Annotated in this window: 18 protein-coding genes and 1 tRNA gene (1 of these 19 cut by a window edge); 7 read left to right on the forward strand and 12 right to left on the reverse strand. The window is 62.5% G+C overall.

Annotated features, from left to right (window positions below):
- Positions 1-54, reverse strand: the start of a protein-coding gene (gene msrP, locus RSE12_00410) for a protein-methionine-sulfoxide reductase catalytic subunit MsrP (protein ID WRH62830.1). The gene continues 873 nt to the left of window position 1, outside the view; 54 of the gene's 927 nt are visible here — the first part of the coding sequence; its start codon is at positions 52-54; its stop codon lies beyond the left edge, outside the window.
- A 291-nt stretch (positions 55-345) separates the two neighbouring features.
- On the opposite strand from msrP, the gene RSE12_00415 reads away from it, so the two are divergent.
- Positions 346-822: a fasciclin domain-containing protein gene (locus tag RSE12_00415; protein ID WRH62831.1), complete on the forward strand. Its 477-nt coding sequence runs from the start codon at positions 346-348 to the stop codon at positions 820-822.
- Positions 823-889: 67 nt separating this feature from the next.
- Here the strand turns inward: RSE12_00415 and clpB are convergent, their stop codons facing one another.
- The 5 genes from clpB to RSE12_00440 all read right to left on the reverse strand — a co-directional run bounded on the left by clpB (position 890) and on the right by RSE12_00440 (position 6,896).
- Positions 890-3,502 (reverse strand): ATP-dependent chaperone ClpB, encoded by a 2,613-nt coding sequence (gene clpB, locus RSE12_00420; protein ID WRH62832.1) that lies wholly within the window; start codon positions 3,500-3,502, stop codon positions 890-892.
- A gap of 174 nt (positions 3,503-3,676) precedes the next feature.
- A complete protein-coding gene (locus RSE12_00425) occupies positions 3,677-4,501 on the reverse strand; it encodes a hypothetical protein (protein WRH62833.1) in 825 nt (274 codons plus the stop codon).
- Entirely contained in the window at positions 4,498-5,271 is a 774-nt protein-coding gene (locus tag RSE12_00430) for a hypothetical protein (protein ID WRH62834.1), read from the reverse strand. The genes RSE12_00425 and RSE12_00430 overlap by 4 nt, the downstream gene beginning before the upstream one ends.
- A 19-nt stretch (positions 5,272-5,290) precedes the next feature.
- A complete protein-coding gene (locus RSE12_00435) occupies positions 5,291-6,010 on the reverse strand; it encodes a copper homeostasis protein CutC (protein WRH62835.1) in 720 nt (239 codons plus the stop codon).
- On the reverse strand, positions 6,003-6,896 hold the full coding sequence (locus RSE12_00440) for an ROK family protein (GenBank protein WRH62836.1): 894 nt from the start codon (positions 6,894-6,896) through the stop codon (positions 6,003-6,005). The genes RSE12_00435 and RSE12_00440 overlap by 8 nt, the downstream gene beginning before the upstream one ends.
- Before the next feature lie 103 nt (positions 6,897-6,999).
- On the opposite strand from RSE12_00440, the gene pyrF reads away from it, so the two are divergent.
- On the forward strand, positions 7,000-7,695 hold the full coding sequence (gene pyrF / locus RSE12_00445) for an orotidine-5'-phosphate decarboxylase (GenBank protein ID WRH62837.1): 696 nt from the start codon (positions 7,000-7,002) through the stop codon (positions 7,693-7,695).
- Here the strand turns inward: pyrF and RSE12_00450 are convergent.
- From RSE12_00450 to RSE12_00460, 3 genes are read right to left on the reverse strand one after another with little or no spacing between them, the layout of a single operon-like run.
- A complete protein-coding gene (locus RSE12_00450; GenBank protein WRH62838.1) occupies positions 7,670-8,104 on the reverse strand; it encodes an NUDIX hydrolase in 435 nt (144 codons plus the stop codon). The two genes, pyrF and RSE12_00450, sit on opposite strands and share 26 nt — an antisense overlap.
- On the reverse strand, positions 8,094-8,366 hold the full coding sequence (locus RSE12_00455) for a hypothetical protein (GenBank protein WRH62839.1): 273 nt from the start codon (positions 8,364-8,366) through the stop codon (positions 8,094-8,096). Before RSE12_00455 ends, RSE12_00450 begins: the two co-directional genes overlap by 11 nt.
- Positions 8,366-9,244, reverse strand: a complete 879-nt coding sequence (locus tag RSE12_00460) for an SPFH domain-containing protein (protein ID WRH62840.1) — start codon at positions 9,242-9,244, stop codon at positions 8,366-8,368. Before RSE12_00460 ends, RSE12_00455 begins: the two co-directional genes overlap by 1 nt.
- 106 nt (positions 9,245-9,350) lie before the next feature.
- Between RSE12_00460 and RSE12_00465 the strand changes: the two genes are divergently transcribed.
- A complete protein-coding gene (locus tag RSE12_00465) occupies positions 9,351-10,604 on the forward strand; it encodes a DNA polymerase IV (protein ID WRH62841.1) in 1,254 nt (417 codons plus the stop codon).
- A 3-nt stretch (positions 10,605-10,607) separates the two neighbouring features.
- On the opposite strand, the gene RSE12_00470 is transcribed toward RSE12_00465, so the two are convergent.
- The gene (locus tag RSE12_00470; protein WRH62842.1) at positions 10,608-11,471 is read right to left on the reverse strand and encodes an N-formylglutamate amidohydrolase; all 864 of its coding nucleotides are present in this window, start codon (positions 11,469-11,471) and stop codon (positions 10,608-10,610) included.
- 136 nt (positions 11,472-11,607) lie between these two features.
- Here RSE12_00470 and RSE12_00475 point away from each other — a divergent pair.
- From RSE12_00475 to RSE12_00490, 4 genes are all read left to right on the forward strand, one after another.
- Positions 11,608-11,682, forward strand: a tRNA-Val gene (locus tag RSE12_00475).
- A gap of 72 nt (positions 11,683-11,754) precedes the next feature.
- Positions 11,755-11,880 carry a type B 50S ribosomal protein L36 gene (gene ykgO, locus RSE12_00480; protein ID WRH62843.1) on the forward strand — a complete coding sequence of 42 codons (126 nt, stop codon included), beginning with the start codon at positions 11,755-11,757 and terminating at the stop codon, positions 11,878-11,880.
- Between the two features lie 687 nt (positions 11,881-12,567).
- Complete coding sequence (locus RSE12_00485; protein ID WRH62844.1) at positions 12,568-13,230, forward strand: response regulator transcription factor; 663 nt, start codon at positions 12,568-12,570, stop codon at positions 13,228-13,230.
- A gap of 316 nt (positions 13,231-13,546) precedes the next feature.
- Positions 13,547-14,068 carry a hypothetical protein gene (locus tag RSE12_00490; protein WRH62845.1) on the forward strand — a complete coding sequence of 174 codons (522 nt, stop codon included), beginning with the start codon at positions 13,547-13,549 and terminating at the stop codon, positions 14,066-14,068.
- On the opposite strand, the gene RSE12_00495 is transcribed toward RSE12_00490, so the two are convergent.
- Together RSE12_00495 and RSE12_00500 are read right to left on the reverse strand one after the other, a co-directional pair.
- Positions 14,065-14,223, reverse strand: coding sequence for a hypothetical protein (locus RSE12_00495; GenBank protein WRH62846.1), 159 nt, complete (start codon positions 14,221-14,223; stop codon positions 14,065-14,067). The genes RSE12_00490 and RSE12_00495 overlap by 4 nt on opposite strands.
- A 254-nt stretch (positions 14,224-14,477) precedes the next feature.
- The gene (locus RSE12_00500) at positions 14,478-15,953 is read right to left on the reverse strand and encodes an ATP-binding protein (protein ID WRH62847.1); all 1,476 of its coding nucleotides are present in this window, start codon (positions 15,951-15,953) and stop codon (positions 14,478-14,480) included.
- Positions 15,954-16,126: the final 173 nt, after the last annotated feature.

A 16,126-nucleotide genomic window follows, 5' to 3' on the forward strand; every position in this document is an offset into this window, starting at 1 on the left:
AAGGAACTGCGCTTTTGGCGTCACATCTGACCAACCAAGTTTCGGTGCGTGCATTGCCGTCTCCTATCTTTGTCCCGTTACATCAATGTTGGCGGGCTGACGCAAAAAGGCAAAGCAAAGCCTCTCACATTTCCTATACGAGGCTGAAACGTCATCTGTTTCAGTCACGTCAGATAAATCTCGGTCACACCATGTTGAATTGAACCCGGATCAGGGCGCGGCTTAGCCCGGCAGACCGGCTTGGCAAGGTGTATTAACGGATGTTTCAACGACATCTGGTCGCAGCGGCGCCCCATATAAGGACCATGCCAATCATGGCAGAGAGATCGAACGGGAGTGACGCCTATGATCCGCAGAACCTTTCTTGCACTGACCACCGCCGCCGCGTTTGCGATGCCCGCCTATGCCCAGGACATGGACATTGTCGACACCGCAGTCGCCAACGGTTCGTTCACCACGCTGGCCGCCGCGCTGACGGCAGCAGGTCTGGTTGAAACGCTGAAGGGCGAAGGTCCGTTCACCGTCTTCGCACCGACCGACGCCGCCTTTGCAGCGCTGCCCGCCGGCACTGTCGAAGACCTGCTGAAGCCGGAAAACAAGGAGCAGCTGATCGCCGTGCTGACCTATCACGTTGTGCCGGGCGCAGTGATGTCGACCGACCTGACCGAAGGCATGACCGCCACCACCGTGAACGGCAAGGACATCACGATCACGCTGGAAGGCGGCCCGAAAGTGAACGGCGCCGTGATTTCGGCCCCGGACGTTGCCGCGTCGAACGGTGTGATCCACGTGATCGACTCGGTCATCCTGCCGCCGATGTGATCTGACATCTATTGTCAGCGGAAAGGGGCGGTTTTCACCGCCCCTTTTCTTTTTTCCTAAGGTCTATTCAGTGGACCACAGCCTGTGTCGGGCGTTCCCGGCGGGATGCGATAATGCGCCCCCCAACGATCAAGCCCTCTGCCCCGGCCGTTACGGCGATGGAGGCCCCATCCAGAATGTCGCCCGCCAGCAGCATTTCGGCCAGCGGATCCTGCAATTGGCGCTGGATCACCCGCTTCAACGGGCGTGCACCATAGACGGGATCATAGCCTTCCTCCGCCAGCCAGGCCTTGGCATCGGCATCCAGCGACAGCGTGATCTTGCGACCCTCCAGCCGCTTTTCCAGACGGCGCAGCTGAATCTCCACGATCCCCGACATGTCGGCCCGGCCAAGACGATCAAAGATGATCGTCTCATCCAGACGGTTCAGGAATTCCGGGCGGAAATGGGCACGCACGGCCTCCATCACATCGCGCTTCGCGTCATTCGCATCTGCCCCGTCCGGCAAAAGGCTAAGCGCCTGTGACCCCAGGTTTGATGTCAGCACGATCAGAGTCTGTTTGAAATCGACCGTCCGGCCCTGACCATCGGTCAGGATGCCATCGTCCAGCACCTGAAGCAGAACGTTGAACACATCCGGATGGGCCTTTTCGACCTCGTCGAACAGCACCACCTGATAAGGCTTGCGCCGCACCGCTTCGGTCAGAACCCCGCCTTCGTCATAACCGACATAGCCGGGGGGCGCGCCGATCAGACGCGACACGGCGTGTTTCTCCATGAATTCCGACATGTCGATGCGGACCATCGCGGATTCATCGTCGAACAGGTATTCAGCCAGCGCCTTGGTCAACTCCGTCTTGCCCACGCCGGTGGGGCCAAGGAAAAGGAACGAACCCAGTGGCCGCCCCTCATCGTTCAGCCCGGCGCGCGCACGGCGCACGGCTTTGGCCACGGCTTCTACCGCCTGATGCTGACCGATGACGCGCTTGCCAAGCTCGTCCTCCATCCGCAGCAGCTTGTCGCGTTCCCCTTCCAGCATCTTGGTGGTGGGAATGCCGGTCCAGCGTTCCACCACTTCGGCGATCTGTTCAGGGCGCACAGCTTCGGACACCAGCGCCTCGCCTTCGCGGGCCTCGGCCTCGGCCAGCGATTTTTCCAGCCCCGGGATGCGGCCGTATTGCAATTCACCCGCCTTGGCGAAATCGCCCTCGCGCTTGGCCTGTTCCAGTTCGGCACGGGCCCGGTCGAGTTGCTCTTTCAGGTCACGCGCGGCATCCAGACTGTCCCGCTCGGCCTGCCACTTCGCGGTCATCGCGGCGGATTGCTGTTGCAGGTCGCCCAGTTCCTTTTCCAGCTTTTCCAGCCGGTCGCGCGATGCGGCGTCATCTTCCTTCTTCAACGCCTCGGATTCGATCTGCAACTGCAGGATCTGGCGATCCAGCTGATCCAGTTCCTCGGGTTTGCTGTCCACCTCCATCCGCAAGCGGCTGGCGGCCTCGTCGATCAGGTCGATCGCCTTGTCGGGCAGAAAACGGTCGGTGATATAGCGATGCGACAGCGTCGCCGCCGCAACCAGCGCCGAGTCAGAAATCCGCACCCCGTGGTGAAGCTCATACTTCTCTTTGATCCCGCGCAGGATGCTGATCGTATCCTCCACCGTGGGTTCGTTCACCATCACCGGCTGGAACCGGCGGGCAAGGGCCGCGTCCTTTTCCACATATTTGCGGTATTCATCCAGCGTGGTTGCCCCAACGCAGTGCAATTCGCCCCGCGCCAGCGCCGGCTTGATCAGGTTGGCCGCATCCATCGCGCCCTCGGATTTGCCCGCGCCCACCAGCGTGTGCATCTCGTCGATGAACAGGATGATCTCGCCCTCGGCCGAGGTCACCTCGTTCAGGATGGCTTTCAGCCGCTCTTCAAACTCACCGCGATACTTCGCCCCGGCGATCAGCGCGCCCATATCCAGCGCCATAAGCTTCTTGTTGCGCAGCGATTCGGGCACGTCGCCGTTGACAATGCGCAGGGCGAGGCCTTCAGCGATGGCGGTTTTGCCGACGCCGGGTTCCCCGATCAGGACAGGGTTGTTCTTCGTCCGGCGCGAAAGCACCTGCATCGTGCGGCGAATCTCTTCATCGCGGCCGATGATCGGGTCGATCTTGCCCTGCTCTGCCGCCTCGGTCAGGTCGCGCGCATATTTCTTCAGCGCGTCATAGCCTTCCTCCGCCGATGCGGAATCCGCCGTGCGGCCCTTGCGGATGTCATTGATCGCAGCGTTCAGCTTTTGCGCACTCACCGCGCCCGCATCCAGCGCCTGCTTGGCGGCACCCGGAACCATGGCCAACGCCATCAGGATGCGTTCGACGGGAACGAAACTGTCCCCCGCCTTTTTGGCCAGCTTTTCTGCCTCATCCAGCACTTTGACCAGACCGGGATCGGTGAAAGGCTGCGCATCCCCCGAAACCTTGGGCAATTTGCCCAACGCAAGGGTGACGGCCTCGCTCACCCGTGCAGGTTCGCCACCGGCGCGGCGGATCAGGTTTGAGGCAAGCCCCTGGTCATCATCCATGATGGCCTTGAGCAGGTGTTCCGGCGCAAGCCGCTGATGGCTTTCCCGGATCGCAATCGTCTGCGCGGCCTGAAGGAACCCGCGCGACCGTTCCGTGAACTTTTCAAGGTTCATCGGGCATTCTCCTTTTCATAGCACCGTCCCGCGAACGCCCTGAAAAGGCACGTCCGCCCCGGCCTTGATCTGAAGATGGGCGGGGTTGCCCCCTGTTGCAAGATTGCCGCGCAGGGATGCGTCAACTTTTCCTTATGCTGCCTCTATCGTGGCCCAAATACCCACGGCCCTCGATCAGGCCGAGTAATGGATAAAGGCAAAGGCGCTGCCATCCGGGGCCCAGTTCGGCACGTTCATCGTGCCCTGCCCGCCCAACAACTCCACGATCCGCCGACGGTCGCTGCCATCCGGGCGGCACAGCACGATGGCAACAGGCAGGTCCGCCGGATGCCCCACGGTCCCCGGCGGATAGGCAAGGTAGATCAGATGTCGCCCGCAGGGTGACGGGTGCGGGAACCAGTTCACATGGTCATCTGAAAACAGCGGATGCGGGTCTGATCCGTCCGCCTTCATGACCCAGATCTGCGCGTGACCATCGCGGTCGCAGTTCCAATAGATGCGCCGTCCGTCATGGCTGTAGTCTGGGCCATCAGAATGGCCCGCGTCTTGTGTCAGGCGCGTCTCGGCCCCGCCTGTCGCGGGCATAGCGAAAACTCCGACATTGCGCCCCTCACCCCGCGCGGCGGCATAGACCAGCGTTCCCCCATCGGGCGACCAGCCATGAAACCATGTGCGCGGTTCTGGGCTGATCAGCCGGGCAGCGCCGCCTGTCGCGGGCATCACGAACATTTCGGCCCCCTGCCCCCGATGGCAGGAAAAGGCCAGCGTCTTCCCATCCGGGCTGAAGCCATGGTCGTTGTTGCAGCGCCCGTCGATCCCCGTCTCGAACGGTTGGAGCCCGGGCGCATCCAGCGGCAAGCGGAACAGACGGCCGTCGCTGTTCACCATCAGATAGCCACCCGTTGGATGCCAGTTCGGTGCCTCGATCCGGTAATCCACGGTCAGGATCGTGCGCGCGCAACCTGCGGCCATGTCCCAGATCGCAAGATGCGATTTCACGCCTTGTCCTTTGGTTTCAAAAGCCGGGCCGGGCGCATCTGTTCGGCCGATTTCATCAGGCTGAACGTCTGGTTGACGTAATTCACCACGCCCGAAATCTTTTCCAGATAGGCCACCAAATCGGGGGTCTTTTCCGCCTCGACCATCTGCACCGGACGATCAGGCCCTTCATGTTCGAACTGGCAATAGAACAACGGATCGCCACGCTTCAGGATGATGTCCTTCTCCGGCTCATGCCATTCAAAGGCCCACATCAACGGGCGCGGCCAAAGGTTCAACTGAAACCGCCCGCCAAAGATGGTGCCGGGCAGCGGGTCCTTGCGGTAATGGGCAAAGGTGCCAACTTGCGTCATCCACACCGGCTCATCCGCGATAAAGGTATAGGGCAGGTGCAACTGCACCGTGGGGCGGTCGGGATAGCGCCACTCCGCCTCGTTCACCAGCGTCAGAACCTCGTTCAGCTTGTTGCTGCGGATGGGCGATGCAGTGCCGGCGCGGTTCACCAGAACCGCTTTGCCCTTGTCATCGCGGGCAAACCCGATGTGCAGATCAAAGGGACATTTCACCACGAAATACCGGCTTTCCATCTGGATCACCGCTGGGCAGCGGCTGGCGCTTTTCGCATGCGTCCGGCTGACCTGCCGCGACACCAGCCGTTCGGGCGCATCATACAGCACCGCGCCCTTGTCGGATGCCAGAAACCAGCCCACCTGCACGGGGCCTGAACGGGGGCCGTCGTCGGGGCGGTCATAGGTTACGGTGATCTGCACTGCTTTCCCCTTACATAATTCACAAAGCGGCCAAGGCCGCGACCAGCGCCCGCACCGCCGATTCCGAGGTCACGCGCCGCTCCGCCGGGCCAAAACCAAGGTCAGCGATGGCCCCTGCCACCGGTTCCGCCATGGAACAGGAGGCATGGACTTCGCGCAAGGGCAGATGGGCCAGTTCCGGAAGCGTGGCCAGCGAAATGCCGGAGCCGGGAAGGATGGCGATGCGCGATCCCGCCTGTTGCATCAACCTTGCCAATGTCTCTGCCCCTTGCGGTGCCGTCCGCGCCCCACCCGAGGTCAGGATGCGTGAAAACCCCAACTGAACCGCCGTTTCGAGCGCGACGGATTTGTCCGGCGTCAGATCAAAGCAGCGGTGCAGGGTTAAATCCATCCCCTGCGCCTCATCAATCAGGGTGGACAGCAGCCATTCATCCAGCCGCCCATCCGGCCGCGACGCCCCCAGAACCACCCCGGCCAAACCCAACGCGCGGGCGGCGGCGATATCACCCCGCATCTGACGCAGGTCTTCGCTGGACCAGATGAAATCCCCCGCGCGTGGGCGGATCATCACCATGACCGGGCGACCCGCATTCTGCGCCGCCTGCATCATCCCCGGCGACGGCGTCAACCCGCCCAGCGCAAGGGCCGAACACAGTTCAATCCGTCCGGCCCCGCCCCGCAAGGCCGCGCCCAGACCGGCGGCATCTTCGACACAGACCTCCAGCACGATGTCAGCCAAAGGCGGCCTCGCCTACGGCAGCGGCCCCGATCAGGCCGGGTTCGATACGACATTGCGCAGGCACGACCAGCGGCGCATCGGTACGGCGCAGGATCATGCCGCGCACGGCCCCATCCAGCGTGGCGATCAGCGCGGGCACATTGGACAACCCACCCCCGACCGGAACGATCGACGCACCCACCGTGTTCAGGATCATCGCCAGCGGTGGTGCCAGCAGCGCCCGCCACACAGCAACCGTGCGAACAGCCCCCGGATCGCCCGCCTGCCAAGCGGTCAGGATATCGTGGGACGTCGCCTGTTCCCCGGTCACCGCCAGATGCAGCCGTTCAATCCCCCGCGCGCCACCCACTGCATCAAGGCATCCGATCAACCCGCAGCCACAGCGAAATTCCGGCAGGGTGACGCCTTCCACCTGCGTCTTTGCCACTGGGCCATGCCCCCATTCGCCTGCATACCCGCCGGGGCCAGTGACAAGCCGTCCGTCGATCACCAGACCGCCGCCCACGCCCGTACCAAGGATCACGCCAAACACCGTGCGATGCCCCTGCCCCGCACCCTGCCGCGCTTCGGCCATGGCAAAGCAATCGGCATCGTTCAATACCAACACCGGCACACCCAACGCGGCCTGAAGATTGGGCGCAAGGCGGCGGCCATCGGCGCAGGGGATATTGGCCACGCGCATGACGTGCGTGTCCGGGTCCACCACCCCGGCAATCGAAATGGCAATACCCCGCAGGGCGTGGCCCCGCATGAACCCGCCCAGCGCGGCGGTGAAGGCGACAAAATCATCCGTCGGTGTCGGGGTATCGCCCAAAGGGTCAAGCCCGCCGCTGCGCGACAGCGCCGCCTTGATCCGGCTTCCGCCGATGTCGAAACAAAGGATCATGCCCGCCCCGTTGCCCTTTGCCGCGATGTTAGCCGGGATCGCGCGGCTTGACAGCCCCGCGCTTGCGGCGCATCTGGCCGCGACCCACAGGAAAGGAAACCCCATGTCTGACGACCGGCTGATCGTGGCGCTGGATGTGCCGAACGTCGTGCAGGGGTTGGACCTTGTCCAACGCATCGGCGACGCCGCCAGCTTCTACAAGATCGGTTTGGGGATGTTGACCGGGGGCGGCCTGGCTCTGGCCAATGAGTTGAAAGGCGAATTGGGCAAGCGCGTTTTTCTGGACCTGAAGCTGTTCGATATCGGCGCAACGATCGAGGCGGCGGTGCGCGGCATCGCACGCTATGACCTCGATTTCCTCACCGTGCATGGCGACCCGCAGGTGGTGCGTGCGGCCTGCGAGGGCAAGGCCGGAACCGGGTTGAAGATCATGGCGGTCACAGTGCTGACCTCGCTCGACCGCGCCGATCTTGACGCCAACCTGATCAAGGCCGGCGATATACATGACATCACTCTGGAACGCGCCGCGCGGGCGCTGGAGGCGGGGGCGGATGGCGTCATCGCCAGCCCGCAAGAGGCCGCGATGATCCGCGCCCTGCCACAGGCCAAGGGGCGGCTGATTGTGACGCCCGGCGTGCGCCCTTCGGGCGCAGCAGCGGGCGATCAGAAACGTATCGCCACGCCACATCAGGCAATCACGGACGGAGCAGATCACATCGTGGTGGGGCGTCCGATCTGGCAGGCAGCCGATCCGGCAGCGGCGGCGCGGGCGGTTATTGCGGTACTGCCTGCGCGCTAAGCGCCAGCCGAACCCGGTGCTGCAAATCGGGGATGGCCTTCGGATGGGTTAGAAACTCAGCCGTGGGCATCAGCGCCCAACCCTGCCCTTCGTCACCAAAGCGGATGGCCGCCACCTCGGCCGCCGTCACCGTTCCTGCGAAAAACACCGACTTCCGGTTGGGGTGAAGCATGGCTGGCAACACAACCCGCCAAGTCAGGCGCGCGACGGGCAGGCGCAGACCAAACTCCTCATGCAACTCACGCAGAAGGCAGGCTTCGGGCGACTCGTCCCCCTCACGCCCGCCACCGGGTAGATCCCACATTCCCGGCCAGGGCAGGCCGGGATGGGTGTCACGCAGGCAGGTCAGGATTGCATCACCGCAGAACAGCGCGGCCTTGGCCCCGACGAACCCTGCCTCAGTTATCATTGATGTCGCGATCCCATACCTTCACCTGCCCTTCGCGAACGCCCATCGTGCGCCGCAAGACAAGCCAAGCCACCAGCGAGCAGACCGCGAAGATCAGCACCAGCAGTGCGGGGCTTGCGGGTGCGACCCCGATCCCCACCAGAATACCGCTGGCCACCGCCCCGATGGCAAAGCCAAGGAAAATGTATCCGGGCACGATGATCTCCAGCATTCCCAGCAGGAACCCGGCAACGATCCAGACCCACCAGATGGACCACCACATCAGGCATTCCCCCGCAGCAGCTTGAACACATTTGTAAAGGCATCCATCGCACTGATGGGCAGCAGGATCGTCTGCTTGCCCTCACCCTGTGCAACCTGCGCAATCGCCTCGACCTGCTTCATCGCGATCTGGAACTGCGCGGCCTCTAGCCCGTTGGCCGAAATTGCCCCTGCGATCACGCCTGTCGCATAGGCCTCGGCATCGGCGGTGATGCGGCGGGCCTTGGCGGCCTGCTCGGCGGCGTAAAGATCGGCGTCAGCCGCCAGTTCGACCGACCGCTTTTTCCCCTCGGCCTCGGTCACTTGCGCGCGACGGGCACGTTCAGCGTTCAACTGTTGCAGCATCGCGGCACGGGTGGCGTCGTCCAGATTGACGTCCAGGATTTCGGCCCGCGTCACCTCGACCCCCCAGTCATCGACCATAGCGGTGACCTGTTCCCGCACCCGTTCGATCAGCTGGCTGCGGTTGGACTGGACCTGATCCAGTTCCAGTTTGCCGATTTCCGACCGCACGATCCCCGCCACCGTGGTGGCAATGGCGGCATCCACATCGCGGATGCGATAGACCGTCTTTTCTGGTTCCGTGATGCGGTAAAAGACCGAGGTTTCCACCTTCACCAGCACGTTGTCGGCGGTGATGGCGTCTTGGCTGGCGGTGGGCAATTGCCGCTCCAGCACGCTGATCTTATGCGCCACACGGTCCAGGAACGGGACCACAAAGTTGATACCGGGCCCCAAAACGGCGCGCAGGCGGCCAAAGCGTTCGACCACATGCTTTTCTGATTGCGGCACGATCCGCACCCCAAGAAAGATGCAGAGGATGATGAAACCGGCGATGGCAAGAAAGACGGCGTTACCGCCAAGAAATTCGGACAGCATGTCCGCTACCTCCTGAAAAACCTGTCGGGGAATCATGGCGCTTTGGCCCCCGTGGCGCAAGAGGCTGGGGCATGGACGCGCGCGCGGGGTGGGTGCATGATAAGCTATGCCTGCCCTTTGCCGCGATTGCCTGACCACTTTTGACGCCGGCGCGCGGTGCCCCGCCTGCCGCAGCCCGCGCGTGCTGACCCATCCCGAACTGTTCGATCTGTCCATCGCGCATATGGATTGCGACGCCTTCTATGCCAGCGTGGAAAAGCGCGACAATCCGGAACTGGCCGACAAAGCGGTGATCGTAGGGGGCGGCACGCGGGGGGTGGTGTCCACCTGCTGCTATATCGCGCGCATTTCTGGCGTGCGGTCTGCCATGCCGATGTTTCAGGCGCTTAAGCTCTGCCCGCAGGCGGTGGTGGTAAAGCCGCGCATGGCCGCCTATGTCGCGGAAAGCCGCAAGATCCGCGCGATGATGGAAGAGTTGACCCCCGATATCGAACCCCTCTCGCTGGATGAGGCGTTCATGGATCTGTCGGGAACCGCTCGCCTGCATGGCGCGCCGCCTGCGGTAATGCTGGCGCGCCTTGTGCGGCGGATGGAGCGTGAACTGGGCCTGACCGGATCCATCGGGTTAAGCCATAACAAGTTTCTGGCAAAGATCGCGTCCGATCTGGACAAGCCCAAGGGGTTTTCCGTGGTGGGCAAGGCCGAAACGCAGGCCTTTCTGACGCCCAAACCGGTGCGGATCATCTGGGGTGTCGGCACCGCGACCCAAGCCGCGCTGGAAGCAGCGGGGATCCGAACTATCGCCGACCTGCTGCGCTGGGACCGGGTCGATCTGGTCGCGCGCTTTGGCAGCATGGGGGAACGGCTGTTCCATCTGGCACGGGGCGAGGATCGGCGGCGGGTAAGCCGCGACGAAAAGGCCAAGTCGATCAGCAAGGAAACGACCTTCAACGAAGATACAGGCGATGCCGATATCCTTGACGGGCATCTGTGGCGGCTGGCCGAACAGGTCGCCGACCGGGCCAAGGCCAAAGGTCTGGCGGGCCGGACGGTGACAGTGAAGTTGAAGCACAAGGATTTCCAGACAGTGACCCGGCGGCACGGGCTGGGCGATGCCACCCAGATGGCCGACCGCATCTATCGCGCCGCGCGCGAGTTGTTCGACACGGCGGGAACCAAAGGCCCCTTCCGGCTGATGGGCGTGGGGATTTCCGATCTGGTGGGCGAAGATCAGGCCGATCTGTCGGGCGATCTGCTGGACCCGGATGCCGGAAAGCGGGCCAAGGCCGAACGGGCGGCGGATGCCATCCGCGCGAAATTCGGCCATGACGCCATCATCAAGGGCCGCGCCTTACGATAGGCCCTATTCCGCGGCCAACGGCAGGGCATCTGGGCGGGTAGTGGCCGTGATTTCGGCGATGATCCCAGTAACAAGGGCCTGAAACTGCGCGAAATCCGGCCGCGGCTCGATGCGGGCCTCATCCATGTACAACGCACGGTCAATCTCGACCTGCACGACATGCTGGCGGCGTGACGGGCGGCCATGCGCCTGCGCGATATAGGCCCCGGCAAAGGGGGCGTTTCGGGCGGTGCGCAGGCCTGCGGCGGCAAATGCGGCCTCGACCCTGTCCACCACATCGCGCCCGGCAGCGGCTCCGAACCGATCCCCAAGCACCACATCAGGGCGCGGGTGGCCGGGGCGGGCGTGGGCCTCGATCGCCTCATGCGGCATGGAATGGCAATCGATCAGAACAGCCTCGCCGAACTGCGCAAGGCTTTCATCCAGAAGGGTTTTCAGCGCCGCGTGATAGGGGTTCCAATAGCGCAGGATGCGCAACTCCGCCTCGGCCCTCGACAGTTTGCCGCGATAGATGGCGCGCCCACCTGCGACGACGCGGGGTATCACCCCCAGCCCGGACGAAACGCGCGGGTTGTGCGGTGCCCGGTCAATCCCTTCGATCACCGCGGGGTCAAGCTCATCCGCCGCGCGGTTGAGGTCGATATAGGCGCGCGGCACGCGGGCAGCGATCAGCGGTGCGCCGTGCATGGGTGCCGCGGAAAAGAGTTGATCGACAAAGGCATCTTCGGACGACCGGATCGTGTGGCGATCCAGAAGGCTTTGTGAAACAAAGCTTTGCGGATAGTCGGCCCCGCTATGGGGGGATGAGAAGACAACCGGAGTGGTCCGGTGGCGCGGCAGCAGAAGGGTGAAGGCGTCATGCGTCATGCCCCAGATATAGCCGTGTTTTGCCGGATGCCAAAACCCCTTGAACCTGCGGGCGACTCCTTTTATAGACCCAGCGACCGACGCGGACCCGCCCGCGTCATTTTTATTGATACCGGGCGGAAAAGTGAAGGAACGTGGGCGGTTAGCTCAGCGGTAGAGCACTACGTTGACATCGTAGTGGCCACTGGTTCGATCCCAGTACCGCCCACCATTTTCACCGTTTCCTCGCAAGGGAAACATCAAGGATTTCAAGGCGCTGCGCGCCGCGAATGGGAGAAGAACGATGAAGGTTGCGAACTCGCTCCGCTCGCTCAAGACGCGTCATCGCGATTGCCAGGTCGTGCGCCGCAAGGGCCGCGTCTATGTGATCAACAAGACGCAGAAGCGGTACAAGGCCCGTCAGGGCTGATTTTTCCGGACGTTCCGGATGGAAGGGCCGCCCATTGGGCGGCCCTTTCCTTTTGGCCACAACTCTTTGGGAACGCTGCATTTACCTTTGGGTTTCGGGCAGATTGGCCGTGCAGCTGCCGGTGCAGACAATGGTGCAGACGCGCGTATGCACGCAGCGCACGGTCAGGTGCCATTTACCATCAACCAACGAATCGCATCGGCTGGGGTTCAGGGAAGCGCCACGCATGTTGAAGGGGGCCCCTTGTGCGTTCCCCGACCAAGGCGCGGGCATCGCGCGTCATAGCGCAACGCAAAGCCGATGGCCGCACGGCCCATGCGGGCCTTTCCCGGCACGGCCCGTGGATCAAACCGCGAATCAATCGGGGTCACGCAACTCATCCACGGTTACTTTTTGACCAAAGTCTTCAACCTATGGCGGAAACCTATCGGGGAATGCGCCCAAGTTCCGACACAGTTCCGCCAAGGTTGCAGATGGCGAAAATTCCCTTTGTTGCGCCCCCGGAAACGAACACACCAGCCGGGTCAGATTACCTGTTGGGCGCTGCATCAATCATGGCGGAAGTATGTCCGAATGCCGGCAGGATACGAACTTTCGTTTAGACCATCCCCGCAATTAAGGTAGGTTAAACATGGGGGTTAAGGGCAAGGGCCGAAAAACCGGCCTGAACCAGCAAGTGGGACTGAAATGCTGAATCTAGTACTTGTTGATGATCATCCGATCGTGCTCGCCGGTCTCGTCGACATTCTGCGCGCCAATGCGCGGTATCAGGTCGCTGGCATCGGTTCGACGGCAGAAGATGCACGGCGCCTCGTGCGGGACAAGGACTGCGACCTTCTGGTGGCGGACCTGAACATTGCAGGCGACATGCTGGAAACCATGCGCCAGATCCGGGCAGAACAGCCCGAGGTCAAGATCCTCGTCTTCACCGCTTCGGCCTCCATGGATCTGTGCATGGACGCGCTGGCAGCGGGGGCCAACGGTTTTGTGCTGAAGGGCAGCTCGGGCGGTGACCTCTTCTACGCGATCGAAGAGGTTCTGGCGGGCAAGGAATTCATCTCTTCCTCCATGGCATCCAAGGTGATCCGCGATATGCGCGCCGCCGAACAGCGCAGGGCGGGACGCGCCTCTGTCGGGCTGAATTCGCGCGAAGATCAGGTGGTGCGGGAACTGCTGAACGGATCGTCCAACAAGGAAATCGCCAACAAGCTGAACCTGTCGGACAAGACGGTGAAACATTACATGACCCAGATCATGCAGAAATTCAACGCGCGCAACCGGCTTGAGGTTGTGCTGGAAGTTCAGCGCATGAATGGCATGACCGAACCGCAGACGCGCTATTGCGCCTGATGGCCTGACACCCGGCTTGCGCGAAAGGCGGTCGCCCCGCCGCGCACAGGACGGGTGGCGGGGATGCTGACCGACCGGCCAGCCCACCCCGATCCTAAGACTGCAGCCTTCCAAAGTGTCCCGCGCAGGCGGGGCAGGCGGATGGCGCATGTCCGGAAAACGGCAACCGCCGCCCACGGACACGCCCTGCAGAGAGTGTGTGTAACCGGTGCCAAACCGTTGGAATGCAGGGGTTTTCCTGCGGAAAGACGGGAACGGCATCAACCCTTTACCATGATGCCCCCCATGTTGGCGGCGACGACAGGAGACCAAGACCATGACAAGCAAGGCGCAGGACGTAGCGATCTATCTGTCAAACCACTTCCAGCAAGCCTGGGACAGCTTTGGCTTTTTCGACCTGCAGCGCCTGCTTTATCTGGCGCAGGGATGGCATCTGGCGACGGGGCGGGGGGTGTTGTTTTCCGAGACGATCGGGGCGCATCGGTCGGCGCCGCTGACCTATACGGTCAAGGGTCTGCTGCCGATGGACGAGATGCTGCCGCATCCCGATCTGACGGAAGAGGATGAAGACTTTCTGGAAACCTTCTGCCGCACCTATGGCGTGGCAGATCGGGGCGCAGTGCAGCGTCAGGTGGACCGCGAAGATGGTGCCTGGCGTCTGGCGCAGGTCACGGGTGGCGAGGGCGCGACGATCCCCCTGCCGCTGATGGAGGCCACCTTCCGGCTGATGCTTCTGGATCACATGGACAGCGGCAAGCAGCTGCGGCAGGCACAGATGTTGGCGCAAAAACAATACCTTGCGACATCAAACGTGGTGGCCTTTCGCGCCCGCTGCTAAGGTCGGGTAGCCAGTTTCGCCTCTGGCAGGATGGCCGGGGTGAAGGGATTTAAGTCACAGGCGTAGTAGCCATACATCTGCGCCAATGCCGCATCAGAGGCGGCCTTGGCCCTTACGGCCATGGGCAGGCGGATGATGCCGGACAGGCAAGCCACCCAAATGGCGTTCTCTGCGTCACCGGGCGCGACATGCTCCGTGCCACAATGCGCCCAGGCGGGGTGGCAGAAGTCATTAATTCTGCTTGGCTTTTCCGTTATTTCTGCGCGGCAGCGGGTCGACGGGGGGACATCCTCTCTTTACCATGGATGCAGACACGTCGATTGGTTCCCAGCCCGGCTGACCAAAGTGGCACCTGTCGGTTACTGGCACGGTCAGCGGATTTGTCCGCCGTATCGGCCTTGGCCGGTGTTCAGGGATCGCGACGGAAGGCCATGACTTGCGACCCTGCCGGGCGAGGTGTCGGGTCAGTGTCGGGCGCATCACCCGACGGACCGAGAACGTCAGCAATCGTGTCATCAAGGTCCAATGACAGGCGGATCTGTGTCCCACGTCCGGGCCGGCTGTTGATATCGAGCCGTGCCCCGATGCTTTTGGCGCGGTTGCGCATACCGGTCAGTCCCAACGGAACACTCTGCTGAGGTCGTTCTTCCACCGCGTTGGGGCGAATTCCCGGCCCCTTGTCAGAGATGCTGACGGTCAACACGTGATCGGCAATCTGTGCCTCGACCGAAATACCGAGTCCTTCGGCATGTTTACGGGCGTTGTGAAGTGCCTCGGACACAATTCGGTAGATTGCAGTTCGGACGTCCTGTGACAGCATGGCGTCGACGCCATCGATCTTGAGCGCCACCTTTGTCCCGCATTCGGCGCGGAAGTTCTGAACCGCTAGGCGAAGGGTTTCCCCAAGCGTAAGCCCGTCCAAAGTTGGCAGCACCAGACCGGTCGAGATTGAGCGCAGATCGGCCAATGCGGCATCGAGAAGTTCGCTGGCCTTCTTCGCGGTGGGCTGGTCCGCCTCGGCATGGACAAGTTGGCTGCGATAGAGAGCCGCAATGCTGAGAAGCTGGATCGGCCCGTCATGCAGTTCTGACCCGATCCGCGTGAGCAGGGCTTCGCTGATCTGCGAGGCTTGCGTCCGAAGGCGTTCGGATTCGTTGAAGAGGTGCTGGTTCTTTGCAGCCAGTTCATCTGATCGGGCGAGGCTTTCCTCGATCGACTGTTCTTGCCGCCGTAGGCGACGTTGGGCGAAGGCCACGAGAACGGCCAGACCCGCGATGCCGATCACGAGCGAGGCGACGCGGATGAAATCCGTCGCCTCGAGCAAGGCGGAGATTCGCCCGAGCAGCAGTTCCACACTGCAGTAGATTTCGCCCACTGCGATGATTTCGCCGCGGCTGTTCAAAAGGGGCATGTAAACTTCATAGACCACGGACCCGAGGCCTATTTCGTCAACGTTTTCCGGGCTGTCGTCGCTTGCCTTTAGGATCACGGTTTCGCCGCGCAGCGCGCGCGCCACCGCCGGATCCAGTTGTTCAAGCGCATGGATCGGTACCGCGGAATCATAGACCAGCGCGCCGTCCAGGCTCCAGATCTTGATCTTGTTGATGTAATCGGGGTCGATCTGCGTTGAGGTCGCCTGATCGAGGCGGTGCCGCATGGTGGTGGGAAGGAAGTCCCGCACCGGTTCGTCACCCAGAACGGATAACAGAACGCCTCTTGCAAGCGCCTGTTCGATTTCCAGCGACCCTTCGATCATGCGATCCGAGATCAGGCTGTTCTGAATGCGGCCCGCACCAACGACCAGAACGGTGTAGAGGACGGCGGCGAGCAGAAGAAATTGCGCCGTCAACCCGACCGAATTAAGAAATCTGAGGATCTGGGTCATGTAGTTATCGCCGAAGGCAGTATAGGGCCCAGCCTCTGCTTGCCACCAAGACGGATCACGCCGGGTGCCATGACCCCTCCCTGTCTCCGGTCTTTCGGCCCGAGGGCCTTTGCCGTGTCTCACAGTTAAACTCCGTTAACTTGCAGCATATTTCGACGGAGACGGCAAAGGAT

The sequence above is a fragment of the Fuscovulum sp. genome, assembly GCA_035192965.1.
Classification (GTDB): domain Bacteria; phylum Pseudomonadota; class Alphaproteobacteria; order Rhodobacterales; family Rhodobacteraceae; genus Paragemmobacter.

What these genes read in the sequence shown, in the direction of transcription:
- RSE12_00415 (WRH62831.1), top strand. Translation starts at nt 346, where the DNA reads ATGATCCGCAGAACCTTTCTTGCACTGACCACCGCCGCCGCGTTTGCG.
- clpB (WRH62832.1), bottom strand. Translation starts at nt 3,502, where the DNA reads ATGAACCTTGAAAAGTTCACGGAACGGTCGCGCGGGTTCCTTCAGGCC.
- RSE12_00440 (WRH62836.1), bottom strand. Translation starts at nt 6,896, where the DNA reads ATGATCCTTTGTTTCGACATCGGCGGAAGCCGGATCAAGGCGGCGCTG.
- pyrF (WRH62837.1), top strand. Translation starts at nt 7,000, where the DNA reads ATGTCTGACGACCGGCTGATCGTGGCGCTGGATGTGCCGAACGTCGTG.
- RSE12_00450 (WRH62838.1), bottom strand. Translation starts at nt 8,104, where the DNA reads ATGATAACTGAGGCAGGGTTCGTCGGGGCCAAGGCCGCGCTGTTCTGC.
- RSE12_00455 (WRH62839.1), bottom strand. Translation starts at nt 8,366, where the DNA reads ATGTGGTGGTCCATCTGGTGGGTCTGGATCGTTGCCGGGTTCCTGCTG.
- RSE12_00460 (WRH62840.1), bottom strand. Translation starts at nt 9,244, where the DNA reads ATGCTGTCCGAATTTCTTGGCGGTAACGCCGTCTTTCTTGCCATCGCC.
- RSE12_00465 (WRH62841.1), top strand. Translation starts at nt 9,351, where the DNA reads ATGCCTGCCCTTTGCCGCGATTGCCTGACCACTTTTGACGCCGGCGCG.
- RSE12_00470 (WRH62842.1), bottom strand. Translation starts at nt 11,471, where the DNA reads ATGACGCATGACGCCTTCACCCTTCTGCTGCCGCGCCACCGGACCACT.
- ykgO (WRH62843.1), top strand. Translation starts at nt 11,755, where the DNA reads ATGAAGGTTGCGAACTCGCTCCGCTCGCTCAAGACGCGTCATCGCGAT.
- RSE12_00485 (WRH62844.1), top strand. Translation starts at nt 12,568, where the DNA reads ATGCTGAATCTAGTACTTGTTGATGATCATCCGATCGTGCTCGCCGGT.
- RSE12_00490 (WRH62845.1), top strand. Translation starts at nt 13,547, where the DNA reads ATGACAAGCAAGGCGCAGGACGTAGCGATCTATCTGTCAAACCACTTC.
- RSE12_00500 (WRH62847.1), bottom strand. Translation starts at nt 15,953, where the DNA reads ATGACCCAGATCCTCAGATTTCTTAATTCGGTCGGGTTGACGGCGCAA.